The following is an 18,027-nucleotide window of genomic DNA, read 5'->3' on the forward strand; positions in this document are numbered from 1 at the left end:
ATGACGGCTACTGCGTCCTCACCGCCGCGTACGGGTGCGTTACTCATTGGCACGGAACGGATCACCGCGGCGTCGGGCGGAAGCCACCAGCACCGCTATCCCGGCACCGGTGTGCCCAACGCGACCATTCCGCTGGCCGGCCACAGCGAGGTCGACCGCGCCGTGCACAGCGCCCGGGAGGCGCAGCGGGAATGGATCTCCTACCCCGTCGATCGCCGCCGCGACCTGCTGTTCGGGCTGGCCGACCTGCTGCGCGACCACTTCGCCGAGCTGACCGAGCTCAACGTGCACGACTACGGGGTGCCGATCTCGGTCGCCGGCAACTCGGTGCTGACCGAGCGGTTCGTGCGCTACTACGCCGGTTACCCGGACAAGCTGACCGGGGCGAGCACACCGGTCAGCGGCGCGTTCGACGTCAACATCGTCGAACGTGAACCCTACGGCGTGGTCGCCGTCATCGCCCCCTGGAACGGACCGTTGGTGGTCGCGGGCGCCGCCGTCGCACCCGCACTGGCGGCGGGAAACGCCGTCATCTTCAAGCCCTCCGAGCTTGCGTCGTTGGCGCCCTTGCGCTTTGGCGAACTCTGCCTGGAGGCGGGGTTGCCGCCGGGACTGGTCAACGTGCTGCCGGCCGGCCCGGAAGGCGGCGAGGCGCTGGTTCGGCACCCCGGAGTCGGCAAGGTCCACTTCACCGGCGGCCACGCGACCGCCCAGCAGGTGCTGCGGGCCGCGTCGGACAACGTCACGCCCGTGACGGCCGAATTGGGCGGCAAATCCGCCTATCTCGTGTTCGCCGACGCCGACCTGGACACGGCGGCCGTCATCGCCGCCCACCAGGGCCCGCTCACCCAGGCGGGCCAGAGCTGCGCCTGCGCCTCGCGGATCCTGGTCGAGGCGTCGGTGTATGTGAGCTTCGTGGAAAAGCTCGTGGCCCAGGTGCAGGCCGCCACGATCGGCGACCCGCTGCGCCCCGACGTCATGCTGGGGCCGGTCATCACCGAGGCCGCCGCCGACCGCATCCTCGGCGTCATCGAGCGGGCGGTCGCCGAGAAGGCCGGCGACCTGGTCACCGGTGGGCGGCGGCTCGGGGGTGAGCTCGCGTCCGGCTACTTCATCGAGCCGACGATCTTCAGCAACGTGGACAACCGCTCGTCGCTGGCGCAGACCGAAACCTTCGGGCCGGTGGCCTCGGTCATGCCGTTCGCCGACGAGGCGCAGGCGGTCAGCCTCGCCAACGATTCCCGCTACGGCCTGAACGCGTTCGTCGCGACCGCCAACCTGGAACGCGCACACCGGGTTGCGCGCCGCTTGCAGGCCGGTTCGGTGTGGGTGAACAGGCACAGCGACATCGAGCCGCAGGGCCCCTACGGCGGATACAAGCAGAGCGGCTTCGGCCGCACCGGCGGCGTCGAGGGCCTGCACGAGTTTCTGCAAGTCAAGAACATCCGCATCGGCATGAGCTGACGGCGCGCCGGTGCGCATCCGGCCGGGAAATTCACGTCGGGTCGGCGAAATGCCGTGCAGATCAGATAGTTCCGCCGGAAGGGTACAGTCGCGATCATGAACTTGGTCGAGTGGCTGCGGACCCCCCGCTACCTGCGGACGCGCTTCATGATGGAAACGCGCCCGCTGAACCGCATGGAGATGGAGATCGTTTTCCTCGAGGTCTCCGCCCGCGACGCGTTGCTGCGGCTGCCGGTGGCGTTCATGGTGGTGCCGAAAACCTCCCGCCCCTGGCGCGACGGGCCGTCCGACTCCGAGAGGGACAAGTAGGGGCATCCGGCGGCGGTGGCGGCCTTGCGCCGGGCCCGAAATGCGTTGGCGCGCTGGCGATTCCGCGTGGCGCCGTCCGGTGGCCGCGGCCGTGCCCGCCGATCGCCATCACGTGTCCGGGACCGCGGCACTTGGGCGGCGCTGCCGAGTGGGGCATGCTGGCCGTATGCATGTGATCAACGGGGTCCGCGACCCGGCGGCAAGCTTTCCCCTCGACACCGCGACCGACGACGCCGGTGAGCGCCGGCAGGCCAACCGGGCCGTCGCCGTCAGCGCCGCCGGCCTGGCGCTGACCGGGCTGGTCGAACTGGTCATCGCGGTGGTGTCGGGTTCGGTGGCGCTGCTCGGCGATGCGCTGCACAACCTGTCCGACGTGTCGACCAGCGCCCTGGTGTTCGTCGGCTTCCGCGCGTCGCGCAAGCTCCCGACCGAGCGCTATCCCTACGGCTACGAGCGCGCCGAGGACCTGGCCGGTATCGGGGTGGCCCTGGTGATCTGGGGCAGCGCCGTGGTCGCCGGCTTCGAGAGCGTCACCAAACTGCTGCGGCACGGCGGCACCGGACACGTCGGCTGGGGCATCGCCGCCGCGGTCGTCGGGGTCGTCGGCAACCAGCTGGTGGCCCGCTACAAACTGGTGGTAGGCAGGCGAATTCGGTCGGCAACCATGGTGGCCGACGCCAAGCATTCGTGGCTGGACGCACTCTCGTCGGCCGGGGCGGTGCTGGGGCTGATCGGCGTGGCGCTCGGCTGGGGCTGGGCCGACGCGGTCGCCGGGATCGTCGTCACCGGGTTCATCTGCCACGTCGGCTGGGAGGTGACCGCCGACATCGCGCATCGCCTGCTCGACGGCGTCGATCCCGACATCGTCACCACCGCCGAGGCCGTCGCGGTCTCGGTGCCCGGTGTGACGCACGCGCACGCCCGGGCCCGGTGGACCGGGCGGACCCTGCGGGTCGAGGTGGAGGGCTTCCTGGATGCCGCCACGTCCCTGTCGGACTCCGATCGCATCGGCCGCAGCGTCGCCGCGGCCCTGGCCCCGCGGCTGCCGCAGATGCAGAGCTTCACCTGGACGGCACGCGCGGCCTGAAAATCCCAGCAGGCCAGGAAGTTTCGACGTCAGCCGCGGCCGAAGCGCTCGCGCAGCTGCGGGTCGTTCTCCCACCACAGGCCCGACGCGGCGGCGCCGCCGGCGTCGTGTGACTCGGCCTCGTCGAGTTCGGCGTCGACCGCGACGGCGTGCGCCCGCTCGTCGCGGGACATGGCCCGCATCAGCAGCAGCACGAACGGCCACCCGACCAGATCCCCGAGGATCCACAGAACACCGGCGCCGATGGTTTGGTCCAGCCGCGGGTCGGGGCCCCAGACCCGGTGCAGCCCAGCGTAATACGACGCACCAATCAGCGACCCCTGCCAGATGACCAGCCCCAGCAGCCCGTCGCCGAGCGCCTCCACCACGGTGATCAGCAGCGAGATCGACTGCGGGTAGCGGCGCGGCACCGGGTCCTCCTGCAGGCGGGCGTAGAAGTAGCCGAAACCCAGCGCCACCAACAGGATTCGGGTGGGCGCGCCCACCCATTCGTTGTGCAGGGCGGCGGTGTACCAGGGCGTCAGATACAGCAGCCAGGGGGTGGCCAGCATCCCCAGCGAGGTGGTCGCCGGGTGGGCGAGCACCCGGGCGATGGGGCTGGCCAGCAGGCGATCGAGGCGGTCGCGGCCGGACGGCCCCAGCGCGTCGCGCAGCATCGTGACCGGCGTGGCCTGTGCGAGGAAGAACGGCACGACGTAGAGCAGCAGCAACACCTGCAGCGCGCGCACCCAGAACAGCAGGTAGGCATACGCGCCGACGGCGCTGCAGGTGGCCGCCACCCACGCCAGCAGCCCGGCCGCAAAGCAGGCGGCGGGTGCGATGCGGGCCGACGCCCCGGCCCGCCGGTAGCACCAGGCGTATCCGGCGGCGAGCGCCACGACGACGACCGCGGAGACCGGGTCGAGATGCCAGGTCTGCACCGCGGTGTCCCAGGTCAGCGGTCCGGGATCGACGCGCACGGCACCAGCCTATTGCGGGCCGGCCGGCTCAGTTGCCGACGGCACCCTCGGGCTTGGGACCGCGGTCCTCCCCGGTGATGTACTTCGGGCAGTAGTGCGCGGCCGAGAGGTAGGTGAACTTGGCCGCGCTCGCGCCCTGGAACGCCGGGTTCTGGTTGCGCAGATCGGTCACGATCTTGGCGTCGGATTGGCCGTCGTCGAGCAGCTCGCACACCGACTTGCCGATGGTGATGGCGTTGCCGGCGTCCTGGTAGGTGATGCCGGCGTCGCGCAGGTCCTTGAGGAAGTCCTGATCGTTGTCGATGTCCGCGTGCGCCGGCGCGGCCAGTCCGATGGTGGCGGCGAGGGCGCACAGCCCCAGGAAGAGTCGCATAGCGCACCGATTGTCCCAAACCCGGCGGCGATCGGCATCTCGTCGGGCACCCGCCCGCAGGACGGCCCGCCTCGGAAATTGACGCCGGCGACGCACAGCAAACGATTCACACCGTTTTCGGCAATTCCCAGCGGGGTGCATATTAGGGCCGCGATGTTAAACGCAGGTTTCGGCCGCGCTACATCGCAAACGCGCGCCGTCAGGAAGTGCTGGGCGGCGTGTCGGTCGGGGTGGCCGGCGTGATGCTGGACGCCTGATCCGGGCAGTAGGCGTTGACGGCGATGGCCGCGAACGTGTTGGCATGGTCGTCACTGAGGTTGGAGTTCTTGGACTGCAGGGTGCTGACCACGTCCGACATCTGCTTGCCGCCCTGCAGCGTGGTACACACCCATTTGCCCGCGCCGGCGGCCTTGTCGGCGTCGCCGTACTTGATGCCGGCTTTATCCAGTGAGGCCACGAATGCGTCGTCGGTGCTGTCGGCGCGCGCGGGTACGGCCAACCCAATTACCGCGGCAAATCCCGCCACAATCAAAAACAGCTTCATGAATCGGTGATTCTTGCAGAGCACGGAGCAAACCGCATCCTTTCCCCGGACGACCCCGAAACCCCGCGGCGTCAACCGTGGGTTGACACCACCACAAGCGTCAACCTAACGTTGACGGCATGTCCGAGCCCATCCGCATCGCCCACCCGGTCCGCCTCGACGAGCTGATCGACGCCATCAAAACCACCCACCCCGACGTGCTGGACCAGCTGGCCGACGCCGTGCTGGCGGCCGAGCACCTGGGCGAGGTGGCCGACCACCTGATCGGCCACTTCGTGGACCAGGCCCGCCGCTCCGGGGCGTCGTGGACGGACATCGGCAAGAGCATGGGCGTCAGCAAACAGGCCGCGCAGAAGCGCTTCGTCCCGCGCGAGGCCACCATCCTGGATCCCGGTCAGGGCTTCCAGCGGTTCACCCCGCGGGCGCGCGGCGCGGTGGTCGCGGCCCAGAACGCCGCCCACCAGGCCGGCAACCGCGAGATCACCCCGGACCACCTGCTGATCGGTGTGCTCAGCGACCCGGCCGCGCTGGCGACGGTGCTGCTGCGCCTGCAGCACGTCGACACCGACGCCCTGCGCGACGCCGCGACCGCCGCGATCGCCGCGCTGCGCGCCGACGGTGACCCGCCGGCGCTGATCCCGTTCAGCGGGCCGGCCCGCAAGGTGCTCGAACTGACCGTGCGCGAGGCACTGCGGCTCGGCCACAACTACGTCGGCACCGAGCACCAGTTGCTGGCACTGCTGGAGCTCGAGGACGGCGACGGGCCGCTGCACCGCGGCGGCGTCGACAAGGAGCGGGTCGAGGTCGATCTGATCCGGGCGCTGGAATCACTGGGCAGCGGCAAGAACGTCGGCGCCGGCGAAGACGGTTGACCCTCCCTTCGGCGCGACGGTGTGTGCGATCATGCGAGGATGCGTCGTTGGCTGAGGGTCGTGTCCGCCTTCCTCATCGCCTTTCCGGTTGCGGCGGCCGGCGTCGGGGCGGTCCCGCTCCCCCGCGCCTGGGCCGGGGACGCGCCGATCGGGCACATCGGTGACACGCTGCGGGTGGACAACGGCACCTTCATCGCCGACGTCACGGTGAGCAGCGTGGCGCCCTGCGACCCGCCCCCGGGATTCGGCTACACCCGCGAGGGTACCTACAAGGGCTTCCCCGGCAGCACCGTCGACCGCGCCGACGTGACCATCCGGGCCATCCGGGTGCCCAACCCCTACATCCTGGCGACCGTGTTCAGTTTCAACGGCGTGACCCCCAACGCCGACGCCTACAAGCCGCGCGCCTCCGATGCGCCCGACGCGCTGGACAACGTGCTCGTCAACGCGCCCAACGGCGCGATCGTGCGCGGCGGGGTGTACTGGGACGCCTACCGCGACCCCGTCTCCAACGTGGTGCTGCTGGACAAGAAGACGGGCTATCACCTGGCTCAGTGGAATCTTTGACGCCCGCGCCGGCCACCCACGCCGTCCGCATCATCACGACGGAATCCGTTGACGTTCAACAGCTTGCGGACCTGGCCGCGCGGACGTTCCCGTTGGCGTGCCCGACGTCGGCGGCGCGGGAGGACATCGCGGCGTTCATCGACGCCAACCTGTCGGCCGAGTGTTTCGCCCGGTATCTGGCCGACCCGCACCGCGCGGTCCTGGCCGCCGAGCTCGACGGCCGAATCGTCGGCTACGCCATGCTCATTCACGACCTCGCCGGCGACGCGGCCGAGCTGTCGAAGATCTACGTCGCACCCGAACAGCACGGCGCCGGGACCGCGGCCGCACTGATGCGCCTGGCGCTGGACACTGCCGGCCGCTGGGGCGCCAGCCGGGTGTGGCTGGGCGTAAACCAGAAAAACCAACGCGCACAACGCTTTTACGCCAAGCACGGCTTCACGGTCAGCGGCACCAGAACCTTTCAGCTGGGCGCCGGCCGAGAGGACGACTACCTCATGAGCCGTACGCTTCGTTAGCGCCGGCGGTCAGCGCCAACAGCCGGGACATGGCCCGCAGGTACTTCTTGCGGTATCCACCGGAAAGCATCTCCGCGCTGAAAATGGTGTCCAGCTTCTCCCCCGAGGCCAGCACGGGCACCCCGGCGTCATAGAGCCGGTCGGTCAGCGACACCAGCCGCAGCGCGACGTTCTGGTCGTCGATGCGGTGCACGCCGGTCAAAAACACCGCGGTGACACCCTCGATCAGGGTCAGATAGCGCGACGGGTGCATGGTGGCCAGATGCGCGCACAGCGCGTCGAAATCGTCCAGCGTCGCCCCCGGCACGACGGCGGCGCGCGCGGCCACCTGTGCGTCGGACAGCGGCGGCGGGGCCGGCGGCAGATCGCGGTGCCGGTAGTCCGGCCCCTCGATCCGCACGGTGGTGAAAATGCTTGCCAGCGTGTTGATCTCGCGTAGGAAATCCTGCGCGGCGAAGCGGCCCTCGCCGAGCTGCTCGGGCAGCGTGTTGGAGGTGGCGGCCACCGACACGCCGCGCTCGACCAGCGACGAGAGCAGCCGCGCGACCAGCGTGGTGTTGCCCGGGTCGTCGAGCTCGAACTCGTCGATGCACACCGCGGTGTAATCGGCCAGCAGGTCCACGCATTCGGCGAAGCCGAACACCCCGGCCAGCTGGGTCAGCTCGCCGAACGTCGCAAACGCCTTGGGCGCCGGGCCATCCGGTGAGCGCACCGGGCCGTCACCGGGCAGCTCGTAGTAGGCCGACGCCAGCAGGTGCGTCTTGCCCACCCCGAACCCGCCGTCCAGGTAGAGGCCCACGCCGGGCAGAATCTCGCGTCGTCCCAACAGTTTTCGCCGGCCGGCGCGGCGCTGCACGGCTTGGCGGCAGAATTCCCGGCAGGCCGCGACCGCGGCGGCCTGCGTCGGCTCGGCCGGATCGGGCTGATACGTCGCAAAGCTCACGTCGGCGAAGGTGGGGGGCGGTCGCAGCTGGGCGATCAGCCGCTGCGGCGACACCGTGGGATGCCGGTCCACCAGGTGCGCCACACCGGCCGACGCGGACGCGGAGCCGGACCCGTGCATGCACGCACTGTAACCGCGTGCTGCAATCAGACGCATGGCCCTTCCGGAGACGCCGCTGTCGCTGCTGGGGTCGGTACGCGAGATCGACGACGGCGAACTCCCCGGCCTGTACGACTATCCCGACGGGCACGCCGGAACCTGGGTGCGGGCCAACTTCATCGCCAGCGTCGACGGCGGCGCCACCGCCGACGGCAGCAGCGGCGCCATGGGCGGGCCGGGCGACCGGTTCGTCTTCAACCTGCTGCGCGAACTCGCCGACGTCATCGTGGTGGGGGCGGGCACGGTGCGCATCGAGGGCTACTCCGGCGCGCAGCTCGGCGTCGCCCAGCGTCAGCAGCGCCAGGCCCGCGGCCAGAGCGAGGTCCCGCCGCTGGGGATCGTGACCAAATCCGGCCACCTGAACCGGGACATGGCGGTGTTCACCCGCACCGAGGTGCCGCCGCTGGTGCTCACCTGCGCCGCGGCCGCCGACCAGACCCGCCGACTGCTCAGCGGCCTGTGCGAGGTGCTGGACTGCTCGGCCGGCGACCCGGAGCGGGTCGACGAGGCCACCATGCTGGCCCTGCTCGGCAAGCGCGGGATGCGGCGCATCCTCACCGAAGGCGGTCCGACGCTGCTGAATTCGTTGCTCGAACGCCAACTGCTGGACGAGCTGTGCCTGACCATCGCGCCCTACCTCGTCGGCGGCCACGCCCGGCGCATCGCCACCGGGCCGGGCCAGCTGCTCACCCGGATGCGCTGCGCGCACGTGCTGACCGACGACGCCGGCTACCTGTACACCCGCTACGTCAGGTGCTAGCTACTGTGGTCGGCATGAGTCGGCCCCACCCGTGCGCCACGATCCTGGTGGCGGTGACCGCGTTGCTCGCCGGCTGCGTCCCGGGCCTGGCCGCCGACCCGCGCTTCGCCACCAATTCCGGCGCGCGGCCCCAGGGCGCGGCCACCTCCAAGCCGGCGCCGGGCGGCCCGCCGCCGCTCGCCGCCCCGAAAAACGACCTGGCCTGGCACGACTGCACGTCCCGGGTGTTCGCCGACGCGGCCGTCCCGCCCGCCCCCGGCATCCAGCTGGATTGCGCGAACTACGACGCCGACCTGGACCCGGTCAACGGCGGGGGCGGTGCCCTGAGCATCGGCGTGGTGCGCGCCCGGTCGAATCAGACGCCCCGCGACGCCGGCCCGCTGGTGTTCACCACCGGCTCGGACCTGCCGTCGTCGGCGCAGCTGCCGGTGTGGCTGTCGCGGGCCGGCGCCGACGTGCTGGCCGCGCACCCGATCGTCGCCGTCGACCGCCGCGGCATCGGCATGTCCAGCCCCATCGACTGCCGGGACAAGTTCGACCGCCAGCAGATGCGTGATCAGTCGCAATTCCAGGCCGGTGACGACCCGGTGGCCAACCTGTCCGAGGTCGCCAACACCGCCACCACCAATTGCACCGACGCGATCGCGCCGGGGGCGTCGGCCTACGACGACGCGCACGCCGCCTCCGACATCGAGCGGTTGCGCAGCACCTGGGACGTGCCCGCGCTGGCGCTGATCGGGATCGGCAACGGCGCCCAGGTGGCGCTGGCCTACGCCGGGTCGCGGCCGGACAAGGTGGCCCGGTTGATCCTCGACTCCCCGGTCGCGTTGGGCGTCAACGCCGAAGCCGCCGCCGAGCAACAGGTCAAGGGGCAGCAGGCCGCGCTGGACGCCTTCGCCGCCCAGTGCATCGCGGTGAACTGCGCGCTGGGCCCCGACCCCAAGGGCGCGGTCAGCGCGCTGCTCGCCGACGCCCGCGCCGGCAAGGGACCCGGCGGCGTGTCGGTGGCGCAGGTGGCCAACGCGATCACCGTCGCGCTGGGCTTCCCGTCCGGCGGGCGCGTCAACGCCACCACCGACCTGGCCAACGCGCTGGCCAGCGCCCGCTCCGGCGACACCAACGCGCTGAACAACCTGATCAACCACGCCAACGCGATGCAGGACTCGGACGGCCAGTTCGTCAACGTCTGCAGCGACGCGGTCAACCGCCCGACGCCGGACCGGGTGCGCGAGCTGGTGGTGGCCTGGGGCAAGCTCTATCCGCAGTTCGGGACCGTCGCCGCGCTCAACATGGTCAAGTGCGTGCACTGGCCCACCGGCTCGCCGCCGCCGTCGCCGAAGAGCCTCAAGGTCGACGTGCTGCTGCTCGGCGTGCAGAACGACCCGATCGTCGGCACCGACGGGGTGGCGGCGACCGCGGCGGGGATCATCAACGCCAACGCGGCCAGCAAGCGGGTGATGTGGCAGGGCATCGGACACGGCGCCAGCATCTATTCGGGCTGCGCGGTTCCGCCGCTGATCGGCTACCTGGGCAGCGGCAAATTGCCCAACACCGACACCTACTGCCCGGCCTGACGCTGCTTTCGGATCGCCCGGCGCGCCGGTGTACGGTGCGCTGGTGACGGCAGCTGAATCGACCGGCTTGCGTGATTGGATCCAGGCCGCCTTTCGTCCCCGCACCAGCGCACCCAGCGTCGCGACCGTGCTGCGGTCCGCGTTGTGGCCGATCGCCATCTTCTCGGTGCTGCACCGCAGCATCGTGGTCACCACCAACGGGAACATCACCGACGACTTCAAACCCGTCTACCGGGCGGTGCTGAACTTCCGGCGCGGCTGGGACATCTACAACGAGCACTTCGACTACGTCGACCCGCACTACCTGTATCCGCCCGGCGGCACGCTGCTGATGGCCCCGTTCGGTTATCTGCCCGAGTATCCGTCGCGGTACCTGTTCATCCTCATCAACACCGTGGCGATCCTGATCGCCTGGTACCTGCTGCTGCGACTGTTCGGCTACACGCTGTCCTCGGTCGCCGCGCCGGCGCTGCTGCTGGCCATGTTCTGCACCGAGACCGTGACCAACACGCTGGTGTTCACCAACATCAACGGCTGCGTGCTGCTCGCCGAGATGCTGTTTTTGCGTTGGCTGCTGGACGGCCGGGTCGGCCGCCAGTGGTGGGCCGGGGTGGCCATCGGGTTGACGCTCACCCTCAAGCCGGTGCTGGGGCCGCTGCTGCTGCTGCCGCTGCTGAACCGGCAGTGGCGGGCGCTGGTGCCCGCGTTCGCGATCCCGATCCTCATCAACGCGGCGGCGTGGCCGTTGGTCAGCGACCCGATGGACTTCGTCACCCGCACGCTGCCCTACATCGGGGGCGTGCGGGACTACTTCAACAGCTCGATCGAGGGCAACGGCGTGTACTTCGGCCTGCCCACCTGGCTGATCGTGTTCATGCGAATCCTGTTCACGCTGATCGCGATCGGCGCGCTGTGGCTGCTGTACCGCTACTACCGCACCCGCGATCCGCGGTTCTGGTTCACCAATTCCGCCGGCGTGCTGCTGCTGTGGTCGTGGCTGGTGCTGCCGCTGGCCCAGGGCTACTACTCGATGATGCTGTTCCCGTTCTTGATGACGGTGGTGCTGCCCAACTCGCTGATCCGCAACTGGCCGGCGTGGCTGGGGATCTACGGCTTCATGACGCTGGACCGCTGGCTGCTGTTCAACTGGATGCGCTACGGCCGCGCGCTGGAATACCTCAAGATCACCTACGGGTGGTCGCTGCTGCTGATCGTGGTGTTCAGCGTGCTCTGCTACCGGTATCTGGACGCCAAGGCCGAGGACCGGCTGGATCGCGGCATCGATCCGGCATGGCTGACGGGTGGGCGCGAGTAGCTGCGCGGTGATCGCAAGCGCGGCGCAGCCGGGCGCAGCGGGTCACCGCCATTAGCGGCGCGGTGATCGCAAGCGCGGCGCAGCCGGGCGCAGCGGGTCACCGCCATTAGCGGCGCGGTGATCGCAAGCGCGGCGCAGCCGGGCGCAGCGGGTCACCGCCATTAGCGGCGCGGTGATCGCAAGCGCGGCGCAGCCGGGCGCAGCGGGTCACCGCCATTAGCGCTAGCGTGGAGGCATGACGCGCCGGCGACGATGCAGAGCGCAGCGATGAGGAGGAGCGTCGCAATATGACCAGTCCGAAGGTGCAATTGACCGACGACGAGTGGCGCCAGCGGCTCACCCCGGAGGAGTTCCACGTGCTGCGCCAGGCCGGCACAGAACGACCCTTCACCGGTGAATACACCGACACCAAGACCGAGGGCGTCTACCAGTGCCGGGCCTGCGGGGCCGAATTGTTCCGCAGCACAGAGAAATTCGAGTCGCACTGCGGCTGGCCGTCGTTCTACGACCCGGCGAACTCCGATGCGGTGATCCTGCGGCCGGACCACTCTTTGGGCACGACGCGCACCGAGGTGCTGTGCGCGAACTGCCACAGCCACCTGGGCCACGTGTTCACCGGCGAGGGCTACCCGACGCCGACCGATCAGCGCTACTGCATCAACTCGATCTGCCTGCGGCTGGTGCCGTCCTGATTTGCGAGGCGCCTGTTGCCCTTGACCTCGCTCGCTGCGACGACACTTAAACCACGCACGCGACACGCCGGAAACGGGCGCCCTGGTTTAAGTTTCGCGGATCCCCCGGCTCCGCCCCGGCGTCAGTTCATGCGTGGACGACGCGTTTGTGGGTAGCGACGCCGTGCGGCGCGGAACCTTGAGCCGCCACCAATTGCGAGCGCAATTCCGCGCCATATATCCCGACATTTATCTGCCCGCCCACGCCGCGCGCTCGCTGCGCACACGTTCGGTGGCGGCGTGGTTGTGGTCGGGCCGCCGCGGCGTCCTCGCCGGGTTGGCCGCCGCAGCGCTGCACGGGTCGAGCTGGATCGACGACGACGAGCCCATCGAGCTGATCTGGCGCAACCCGCATCCGCCGGCCGGCGTGATCACGCGCAACCAGCGGCTCGAGCCCGACGAGATCACCCGGGTCGCCGGTCTGCCGGTCACCACCCCGGCCAGGACCGCGTTCGACTTGGCCAGGCAACGGCCCCGCGGCGAGGCGGTGGCGCGACTCGACGCGTTGATGCGGGCGACACCGTTCTCGACCGAGGAAGTGCTGATGCTGGCCGAGCGGCGTCCACGAGCGCGGGGGCTGCGAAAGCTGCGTGCGGCCCTCCCGCTGGTGGACCCCGGAGCCGCGTCGCCAAAGGAGACCTGGCTACGCCTCCTGCTGATCGATGCCGGAATTCCGGTACCCGCCACGCAAATACCGGTCCAACAGAACTGGCGGCTCATCGCCGTGCTCGACATGGGTTGGGAGGATTATCTGGTGGCCGCCGAGTACGACGGCGATCACCACCGCACCAATCGGCGGCAGTACGCGCGCGACCAGGCTCGGCTGCGCACGCTGCAAGAACTGGGGTGGATCGTCGTCCGGGTGATCGCCGAGGACAAGCCTGACGACGTGGTGCGACGCACACGTGATGCACTAACCCGTCGCGGCTACCGCGACACTTAAACCACGCACGCGACACGCCGGAAACCGGCGCCATGGTTTAAGTCTCGCGGCCGAAGAAAGGAGCCGTCAGTCCACCCGGGTGGCGTGCACTTCCCAGAACGGGGCGTGCACCCGGCCGCCCTGCAGCCACGGCTCCATCGCGCGGAAGCGCTCCAGCAACTTCGCCGCCTCGTCGGCCATGTCGGGATTGCGAGCAGCCATCATCTGAATCGTCTCGGCGCTGAGGTTGACCTGGTAGGTGGTCGGCCCCAGGTAGCTGATCTCCCAGCCGGCGGCGGGGAGCACGTCGCGAAAGTCGTTCTCGGACAACGACCGCATCATCTTGAAGCCGTTGACGTCATGTTCGCCGAACTCGAACATGTACAGCCGGGCGCCCGGTTTGGTGGCCCGATGCAGCGCCCGCGCATACGAGCTGCGCAGCTCGGGCTCGGTGGCGAAGACGTGGTAGAACGCGCAGTCGACCACCGTGTCGAACCGGCCGTCGAAGCCGTCCAGCTTCGTCGCGTCGGCCAATTCGAAATTCACCGACACCCCGGCCTTGTGGGCGTTGGCCCGGGCCCGCTCGATGGCGGCAGCCGAGCCGTCGATTCCGGTCGCCGAAAAACCCTGGGACGCATAGTAAATCGCGTGATGACCCGGGCCGGTGCCGGGGTCGAGCACCTCACCCTTGACCGCGCCGAGCGCGACGAGCTGGCGGACCACCGGCTGCGGGCCGCCGATGTCCCACGGCGTGGCGGCGGGTAATCCGTGCGACGTCCGCTGGTCGCGGTACATCTCCTCGAAGCGGGCGGGGTCGGCGGGATCGAACGATGCAGTCACGGCAGCGAATTCACCAGCTGCTCGACGGGCACCCTGGGACCGGTGAAGAACGGGGTCTCCGCGCGGGTGTGCCGGCGGGCGTCGGTCGCGCGCAGCTCGCGCATCAGGTCGACGATGCGGTGCAGCTCGGGCGCCTCGAAGGCCAGGATCCACTCGTAGTCGCCGAGCGCGAACGCCGGCACCGTGTTGGCGCGGACGTCCTTGTACTCGCGGGCGGCCATGCCGTGTTCGGCGAGCACGCGGCGGCGTTCCTCGTCGGGCAGCAGATACCACTCGTAGGACCGGACAAAGGGATACACGCAGATGTAGGCGCCGGGCTCCTCGCCGGCCAAAAACGCCGGGATGTGGCTCTTGTTGAACTCGGCCGGCCGGTGCAGCGCCACGCTGCTCCACACCGGCGAGCACACCCGCCCCAGCGCGGTGGTGCGCCGGAAATCGGCGTAGGTCGCCTGCAGCGCCTCGACGGTTTCGGCGTGCGTCCAGATCATGAAGTCGGCGTCGGCGCGCATGCCCGCCACGTCGTAGAGCCCGCGCACCACGACGCCGCGCTCCTCCTGTTGTTTGAAGAACCGCGACGCGTCGTCGACGACCTCGTCCCGCCGGTCCCCCAACGCGCCCGGGCGCACGGCGAACACCGAGAACATCAGGTAGCGGATCGCCGAGTTCAGCGCGTCATAGTCAAGCTTGGCCATGCGACCTATCGTGCCACTTCCGCCTGAAGGGCCTCGACCGCGCGCCCGGCCGCGCCCACGCAGGCGGGCACCCCGATGCCGTCCAGGTAGCCGCCGGCCACCGCGAGCGTCGGCGGCAGGCCCGCGCGCAGCTCGCCGACCAGCTCGGCATGGCCGGGCCCGTACTGCGGCATGGCGTCGAGCCAGCGCTGCACCCGCACGTCCACCGGGCGGACATCCAGCCCGAACACGGCGGCCAGGTCGGCCAGCGCCCAGCCGCGCAGCTCCTCGTCAGGGGTGCGGGCGGCCACCTGGTCGCCGAACCGGCCGAACGACAACCGCAGCAGCTGCACGTCCGCGCGCGTCCCCCATTTCTTGGACGACAGCGTGATGGCCTTGGCCCGCAACCGCTCGCCGGTGGCGACCAGCACGCCGGAGCAGTCGGGAAACGCGGTGTCGCCCGGCGCCGCGAGCGCCAGCACCACCGACGACGCGGCGACGACGCGGCCGGCGGCGGCGGCGCTGCGCGGGGCGATCCCGGCCAGCAGCCGCGCGACCTCCCGCGCCGGCACGGCCAGGATCACCGCGTCGGCGTGCCGGCGGGCACCGGCGTCGTCGACCACGGCCCATCCCGGCCGGCGGGTTCCAGCCGGGCCGCCGCGGCCGGACCCGCCGCGGGAGGGCGCGCGCGACCAGCTCGTCGACCAGCACCCGGTAGCCGCCGTCCAGCGCACCGAACACCGGCGCACCGGTGGCCGGCGGCAGGGCCCGCCGGACCGCGTCGGTCAGGCTGGCGGCGCCGCGGTCCAGGGCCGCCGCCACGGTGGGGGCGGCCGCGCGCAGCCCGATGGTGGCCGCCGAGCCGGCGTACACCCCGCTCAGCAGCGGATCCACCGACCGCGACACCACCTGCTCGCCGAACCGATCGCCCACCAGGTCGGCCACCGCGGGATCGCTGCCGGGGCGCCAGTGCAGCGGCTGCCGCGGTTCGGCGTCGATGCGGGCCAGCGTCGCATTGTCGACCAGTCCGGCCATCGACGCCGCCGACGACGGGATGCCCACCACCGTGCCGGTGGGCAGCGGGTGCAGCCGTCCCCGGCTGTAGATCAGCGGGCGTGCGCCGGTCGAAACGCGTTGGCGGCCAGTCAGATTCAGTTCGCTCAGCAGTGCGGGCAGCTCGGGGCGGCGCAGCACGAACGCCTCGGCGCCCAGGTCCATCGGCACGCCGCCGACCGGCTCGGTGCGCAGGATGCCGCCGAGCCGCGGCGCCGGGTCGAGCAGCGTGATCACCGCGTCGTCGCCGGCCGCCACCCGCAGCCGGTAGGCCGCCGTCAGCCCTGAAATACCGCTGCCCACAACACAATACGAGCGGGCCGTCATAGCGAGTGGACCAGTGACACCAGCTCGGTCAGCACACCGGGATCGGTTTCGGGCAGCACCCCGTGGCCGAGGTTGAACACGTGCCCGGCCGCGCCGGCGTCGACGGCGCGCCGCCCGTCATCCACCACCGCCCGCGCCGCCGTCTCCACCACCGGCCACCCGGCCAGCAGCACCACCGGATCGAGGTTGCCCTGCAGCGCGGTGCCGGGCATCACCCGGGTCGCCGCGTCGGCGAGCGCGGTGCGCCAGTCCACGCCCACCACCGTCGCGGGCGCCGGTTTGAGGGCGGCCGACATCGCCCCCAACAGTTCGGCGGTGCCCACCCCGAAGTGCGTCATCGGCACGCCGTAATCGGCCAGCGCCGCGAACACCCGGGCGCTGTGCGGCTGCACGTAGCTGCGGTAGTTGGCCAGCGACAGCGCCCCGGCCCACGAGTCGAACACCTGGACGGCGTCCACCCCGGCGTCCAGTTGCACCCGCAGGAAGCCCACGGTGATGTCGGTCAGCTTCTCCATCAGGGCGTGCCAGCTGTCCGGGTCGGCCAGCATCATCGCCTTGGTGCGGGCGTGGTGGCGGCTGGGCCCGCCCTCGATCAGATAGGACGCCAGCGTGAACGGCGCACCCGCGAAGCCGATCAGCGGAACCTCACCGAGCGCGGACACCAGCAGCCGCACCGCATCGGCGATCGGCTGAACACGTTGCCGCTCAAGCGGTTTCATCGCGGCCACGTCCGCGGCGGTGCGCACCGGCGATGCGATCACCGGCCCGACGCCCGCCACGATGTCCAGGTCGATGCCGGCGCCCAGCAGCGGCACCACGATGTCGGAGAACAGGATCGCCGCGTCGACGTCGTGCCGGCGCACCGGCTGCAGCGTGATCTCGCAGACCAGCTCGGCGTCGAAACAGGCCGACAGCATTTCGTGCTGGGCCCGCAGCGCCCGGTATTCGGGCAGCGACCGGCCGGCCTGCCGCATGAACCACACCGGAACCCGGTGGGGTTTGCGGCCGTTCACCGCGGCCAGATACGGCGACTCGGGAAGGTCGCGGCGGGTACGCGCGCTGCTGTTCATCGGGCTCAATGCTGCCATGACGGCGTCGCTGCGTAGTATCGACGACCGTGCCAGTCAGCCACCCGCCGGTCGATTACCACGACTTCCCCAGCCTGCGCTGCGAACTCGGCGACGACGGGGTGCTGACGGTGGTGCTCGACTCGCCGGGTCTGAATTCGGTGGGGCCGCAGATGCACCGCGACCTGGCCGACATCTGGCCGGTGATCGACCGCGACCCGGCGGTGCGCGCGGTGCTGGTCCGCGGTGAGGGCAAGGCCTTCTCCTCCGGCGGCAGCTTCGACCTGATCGACGAGACCATCGGCGATTACCAGGGCCGGATCCGCATCATGCGGGAGGCCCGCGACCTAGTGCACAACATGATCAACTGCGACACCCCGGTGGTGTCGGCGATCCGCGGGCCGGCCGTGGGCGCGGGCCTGGTGGTGGCCCTGCTCGCCGACATCTCGGTGGCCGGCCGCACCGCCAAGCTGATCGACGGGCACACCAAGCTGGGCGTGGCCGCCGGCGACCACGCCGCCATCTGCTGGCCGCTGCTGGTCGGCATGGCCAAGGCCAAGTACTACCTGCTGACCTGCGAGACGCTGCTCGGCGAGGAGGCTGAGCGGATCGGCCTGGTGTCGCTGTGCGTCGACGACGACGACGTGCTGTCCACCGCCGCGGGCATCGCCGGGAAACTGGCGCAGGGCGCCCAGCACGCCATCCAATGGACCAAGCGCAGCCTCAATCACTGGTACCGCATGATGGGCCCCACCTTCGAGACCTCGGTGGGGCTGGAATTCCTCAGTTTCAGCGGGCCCGACGTGCAGGAAGGCCTGGCCGCGCACCGGGAAAAACGCGCCGCCCGCTTCACCGGCGGATCTGCCACCTGAGCTGGACATATAGCTTTGGTGGAGGCCCGGTAACGGCTTGGTCGCGGCGGGTGTATAACCCGGCGCGCCTGTCGCGGCGTGTCGGCCGATGGGTCTACCG

General features: G+C 70.5%; 19 protein-coding genes and 1 pseudogene. 12 read left to right on the forward strand and 8 right to left on the reverse strand.

What is annotated here, in order from left to right; genetic code table 11:
- From NF20_RS10455 to NF20_RS10465, 3 genes are all read left to right on the forward strand, one after another.
- Positions 1-1,464 carry an aldehyde dehydrogenase family protein gene (locus NF20_RS10455; RefSeq protein WP_011725535.1) on the forward strand — a complete coding sequence of 488 codons (1,464 nt, stop codon included), beginning with the start codon at positions 1-3 and terminating at the stop codon, positions 1,462-1,464.
- A 96-nt stretch (positions 1,465-1,560) separates the two neighbouring features.
- Positions 1,561-1,773 (forward strand): hypothetical protein, encoded by a 213-nt coding sequence (locus NF20_RS10460; protein WP_003875280.1) that lies wholly within the window; start codon positions 1,561-1,563, stop codon positions 1,771-1,773.
- Positions 1,774-1,939: 166 nt separating this feature from the next.
- Positions 1,940-2,860, forward strand: coding sequence for a cation diffusion facilitator family transporter (locus tag NF20_RS10465; protein ID WP_011725536.1), 921 nt, complete (start codon positions 1,940-1,942; stop codon positions 2,858-2,860).
- Between the two features lie 29 nt (positions 2,861-2,889).
- On the opposite strand, the gene NF20_RS10470 is transcribed toward NF20_RS10465, so the two are convergent.
- The 3 genes from NF20_RS10470 to NF20_RS10480 form a co-directional block, all read right to left on the reverse strand.
- On the reverse strand, positions 2,890-3,819 hold the full coding sequence (locus tag NF20_RS10470; protein WP_033712724.1) for a cytochrome c oxidase assembly protein: 930 nt from the start codon (positions 3,817-3,819) through the stop codon (positions 2,890-2,892).
- 28 nt (positions 3,820-3,847) lie between these two features.
- A complete protein-coding gene (locus tag NF20_RS10475) occupies positions 3,848-4,192 on the reverse strand; it encodes a DUF732 domain-containing protein (protein ID WP_003875277.1) in 345 nt (114 codons plus the stop codon).
- Between the two features lie 199 nt (positions 4,193-4,391).
- On the reverse strand, positions 4,392-4,736 hold the full coding sequence (locus tag NF20_RS10480; RefSeq protein WP_003875276.1) for a DUF732 domain-containing protein: 345 nt from the start codon (positions 4,734-4,736) through the stop codon (positions 4,392-4,394).
- A gap of 119 nt (positions 4,737-4,855) precedes the next feature.
- On the opposite strand from NF20_RS10480, the gene NF20_RS10485 reads away from it, so the two are divergent.
- From NF20_RS10485 to NF20_RS10495, 3 genes are read left to right on the forward strand one after another with little or no spacing between them, the layout of a single operon-like run.
- Positions 4,856-5,608, forward strand: a complete 753-nt coding sequence (locus NF20_RS10485; protein ID WP_009977884.1) for a Clp protease N-terminal domain-containing protein — start codon at positions 4,856-4,858, stop codon at positions 5,606-5,608.
- A 39-nt stretch (positions 5,609-5,647) separates the two neighbouring features.
- Positions 5,648-6,175 (forward strand): hypothetical protein, encoded by a 528-nt coding sequence (locus NF20_RS10490; RefSeq protein ID WP_023861158.1) that lies wholly within the window; start codon positions 5,648-5,650, stop codon positions 6,173-6,175.
- The gene (locus tag NF20_RS10495) at positions 6,163-6,693 is read left to right on the forward strand and encodes a GNAT family N-acetyltransferase (protein ID WP_033712722.1); all 531 of its coding nucleotides are present in this window, start codon (positions 6,163-6,165) and stop codon (positions 6,691-6,693) included. Before NF20_RS10490 ends, NF20_RS10495 begins: the two co-directional genes overlap by 13 nt.
- Here NF20_RS10495 and zapE read toward each other — a convergent pair.
- Positions 6,671-7,792: a cell division protein ZapE gene (gene zapE / locus NF20_RS10500; protein WP_088295513.1), complete on the reverse strand. Its 1,122-nt coding sequence runs from the start codon at positions 7,790-7,792 to the stop codon at positions 6,671-6,673. The genes NF20_RS10495 and zapE overlap by 23 nt on opposite strands.
- On the opposite strand from zapE, the gene NF20_RS10505 reads away from it, so the two are divergent.
- From NF20_RS10505 to NF20_RS10525, 5 genes are all read left to right on the forward strand, one after another.
- Positions 7,791-8,555 carry a pyrimidine reductase family protein gene (locus NF20_RS10505; RefSeq protein WP_033712720.1) on the forward strand — a complete coding sequence of 255 codons (765 nt, stop codon included), beginning with the start codon at positions 7,791-7,793 and terminating at the stop codon, positions 8,553-8,555. The genes zapE and NF20_RS10505 overlap by 2 nt on opposite strands.
- Positions 8,556-8,569: 14 nt before the next feature.
- Positions 8,570-10,129, forward strand: coding sequence for an alpha/beta hydrolase (locus NF20_RS10510; RefSeq protein WP_003875270.1), 1,560 nt, complete (start codon positions 8,570-8,572; stop codon positions 10,127-10,129).
- Between the two features lie 28 nt (positions 10,130-10,157).
- Positions 10,158-11,444 (forward strand): arabinofuranan 3-O-arabinosyltransferase, encoded by a 1,287-nt coding sequence (aftC, locus tag NF20_RS10515; RefSeq protein WP_033712719.1) that lies wholly within the window; start codon positions 10,158-10,160, stop codon positions 11,442-11,444.
- Between the two features lie 287 nt (positions 11,445-11,731).
- A complete protein-coding gene (msrB, locus tag NF20_RS10520) occupies positions 11,732-12,136 on the forward strand; it encodes a peptide-methionine (R)-S-oxide reductase MsrB (protein WP_003875268.1) in 405 nt (134 codons plus the stop codon).
- A gap of 133 nt (positions 12,137-12,269) precedes the next feature.
- Positions 12,270-13,118, forward strand: coding sequence for a hypothetical protein (locus tag NF20_RS10525; RefSeq protein ID WP_019734253.1), 849 nt, complete (start codon positions 12,270-12,272; stop codon positions 13,116-13,118).
- A gap of 66 nt (positions 13,119-13,184) precedes the next feature.
- Here NF20_RS10525 and NF20_RS10530 read toward each other — a convergent pair whose 3' ends face one another.
- The 4 genes and pseudogenes from NF20_RS10530 to hemE all read right to left on the reverse strand — a co-directional run bounded on the left by NF20_RS10530 (position 13,185) and on the right by hemE (position 17,058).
- Positions 13,185-13,937, reverse strand: coding sequence for a class I SAM-dependent methyltransferase (locus NF20_RS10530; RefSeq protein WP_019734252.1), 753 nt, complete (start codon positions 13,935-13,937; stop codon positions 13,185-13,187).
- On the reverse strand, positions 13,934-14,629 hold the full coding sequence (gene hemQ, locus NF20_RS10535) for a hydrogen peroxide-dependent heme synthase (RefSeq protein WP_033717273.1): 696 nt from the start codon (positions 14,627-14,629) through the stop codon (positions 13,934-13,936). Before hemQ ends, NF20_RS10530 begins: the two co-directional genes overlap by 4 nt.
- A gap of 5 nt (positions 14,630-14,634) precedes the next feature.
- Positions 14,635-15,988 (reverse strand): annotated as a pseudogene (locus tag NF20_RS26240) (protoporphyrinogen oxidase).
- A complete protein-coding gene (gene hemE, locus NF20_RS10555) occupies positions 15,985-17,058 on the reverse strand; it encodes a uroporphyrinogen decarboxylase (protein ID WP_019734173.1) in 1,074 nt (357 codons plus the stop codon). Before hemE ends, NF20_RS26240 begins: the two are co-directional and overlap by 4 nt.
- A 47-nt stretch (positions 17,059-17,105) precedes the next feature.
- Between hemE and NF20_RS10560 the strand changes: the two genes are divergently transcribed.
- Entirely contained in the window at positions 17,106-17,927 is an 822-nt protein-coding gene (locus NF20_RS10560) for an enoyl-CoA hydratase/isomerase family protein (RefSeq protein WP_019734174.1), read from the forward strand.
- Positions 17,928-18,027: the final 100 nt, after the last annotated feature.

Source organism: Mycobacterium sp. MAC_080597_8934 (assembly GCF_000523975.1).
Lineage (GTDB): Bacteria > Actinomycetota > Actinomycetes > Mycobacteriales > Mycobacteriaceae > Mycobacterium > Mycobacterium avium.